The organism is Thiohalophilus sp., from assembly GCF_031581315.1.
Classification (GTDB): domain Bacteria; phylum Pseudomonadota; class Gammaproteobacteria; order UBA6429; family Thiohalophilaceae; genus Thiohalophilus.
This window is the reverse complement of record NZ_JAVLAZ010000180.1, coordinates 1-1,725: the sequence shown is the minus strand read 5'-3', so window position 1 is coordinate 1,725 and position 1,725 is coordinate 1. Positions and strand designations below refer to the sequence as shown.

Annotated in this window: 3 protein-coding genes; all 3 read left to right on the top strand. The window is 56.6% G+C overall.

Annotated features, from left to right (window positions below; genetic code table 11):
- On the top strand, nt 1-475 hold a 475-nt coding region (locus RI563_RS13360; RefSeq protein WP_310694875.1), incomplete at its 5' end, for a TIGR04282 family arsenosugar biosynthesis glycosyltransferase.
- Nucleotides 459-686, top strand: a complete 228-nt coding sequence (locus tag RI563_RS13355; protein ID WP_310694874.1) for an RND transporter — start codon at nt 459-461, stop codon at nt 684-686. The genes RI563_RS13360 and RI563_RS13355, both read left to right, overlap by 17 nt.
- A gap of 163 nt (nt 687-849) precedes the next feature.
- Nucleotides 850-1,725 (top strand): class II fructose-bisphosphate aldolase (locus tag RI563_RS13350; RefSeq protein WP_310694873.1); only part of this gene is annotated, 876 nt, incomplete at its 3' end.

Sequence of the window (1,725 nt, the reverse complement as noted above, 5' to 3'; positions counted from 1 at the left end):
CCGGCTTTATTGCCAGCCCGATGCCCAACACCCACTGTTTCACCAGGCGGCCGATTACTATAAGCTAACCTTGCATTCTCAACAGGGCAATGATCTTGGCAAACGGATGGCCAGCGCCTTTACTGACAACCTGGCGAACTATCGCAAAGCCCTGGTGATAGGCTGTGACTGTCCCGCTTTCACCCCGGATGATCTTCGTGCGGCGATTGAGACACTGGACGATCAGGATGCAGTGATCGTCCCGGCCCATGACGGGGGTTATGTCCTGCTGGGGCTAAGAACGTTTTCGCCGCTGATTTTCAACGATATCGACTGGAGCACCGATCGAGTCTTCGAACAGACTACCGGCCAGCTTGACGCGGCCGGTTTACGCTGGACATCTCTCGACCCGAAACACGACATCGATCGCCCCGACGATCTGAACCATTGTCCTGAACATTTATTAACCGGAGTCTCCAATGAAATGGCTGGATAAAATCCCGTTTCCCACCCTGATCATCATCGCTATTCTGCTCGGGCTGGCGCCGTTTTCCCCGCAACCGCATCTGGTGGAAAAACTGCAAATGCTATTTGATGGCACGCTGAGCAAGCCGATCGATATCTTTGATCTCGTTTTGCATGGCGCACCGCTGGTGCTGCTGATTGTGAAGACCGTACATCACTACACGCGGAAAGCTTCTGCCTGATAACGAACATTCTGATCAGGGAGGGCCGTGATGACTTGATAGATTGCCTTTAGTCTATCAGTCAAAGACAAAGCATAGATTTGAGACGATTTGTTTTCACTCGTCTCGATTTTGCGGCAAACTAATGCTGCCGGGAAAAAGAAGAACACAAGGAGCCCTGTTTATGCCTCTGATCAACATGCGTGACATGCTGCAACATGCTCATCGCGAAAGGTATGCCGTTGCGGCCTTTGATCTGGTCAGTCTCGATTTTCTGCATGCGATTCTCAATGCCGCCGAAAACTGTGAGGCGCCGGTCATACTCAGTCTGGCCGAGTCCCATTTCGACTACTTTGATTTTCCGACCCTCATGCCGGCGGTGGTCGCGGCCGCGCGCCGCGCCAATGTACCGGTCGCCATTCACCTGGATCACGGCGCCACCTACGAGAGCGCCGTACAGGGGATCAACCTGGGCTGCACCGGCGTGATGGTGGACGCGTCCACCCAGCCCTTTGAAGGTAATGTTGACTACACGCGCAAGATCGTCGATATGGCTCACGGCTGTGGCGTACCGGTGGAGGGTGAGCTGGGCTACGTCGCCGGCGTCGAAGGCGAAGACGCTGAACGTCATCCCGGTGAAGTGCGCTATACCGAAGTGGGGGAAGCGAAAGAATATGTCGAGCGCACCGGAGTCGATTTTCTGGCCGTCTCCATCGGCACCGTGCACGGTCGCATGAAGGGCGAGCCCAATCTGGACATCGAACGCCTCGGTGCCATCAATGAGGCGCTGGGCATCCCGCTGGTGATCCACGGCGGCACCGGCCTCTCCGATCAACAGTTCCAGGATCTGATCGCCAACGGCGTCACCAAGATCAACTACTACACCGCGCTGGCCGATGCCGCCGGCAAACAGATCCGGGCCAATGCCGAAGCGGACAGTGGTTGCGGTTACACCGGGCTGGTCAAAGGGGTCATCAGTGCAATCCAGCAGGAGTGCGAAAAACGCATCCGCCAGTGGGGCAGTGCGGGCAAGGCCGCCGCCATCCTGGCCGAGGCCGAG

Excerpts from the sequence above, each read along its gene's own strand:
- RI563_RS13355 (WP_310694874.1), top strand. The coding sequence starts at position 459 with ATGAAATGGCTGGATAAAATCCCGTTTCCCACCCTGATCATCATCGCT.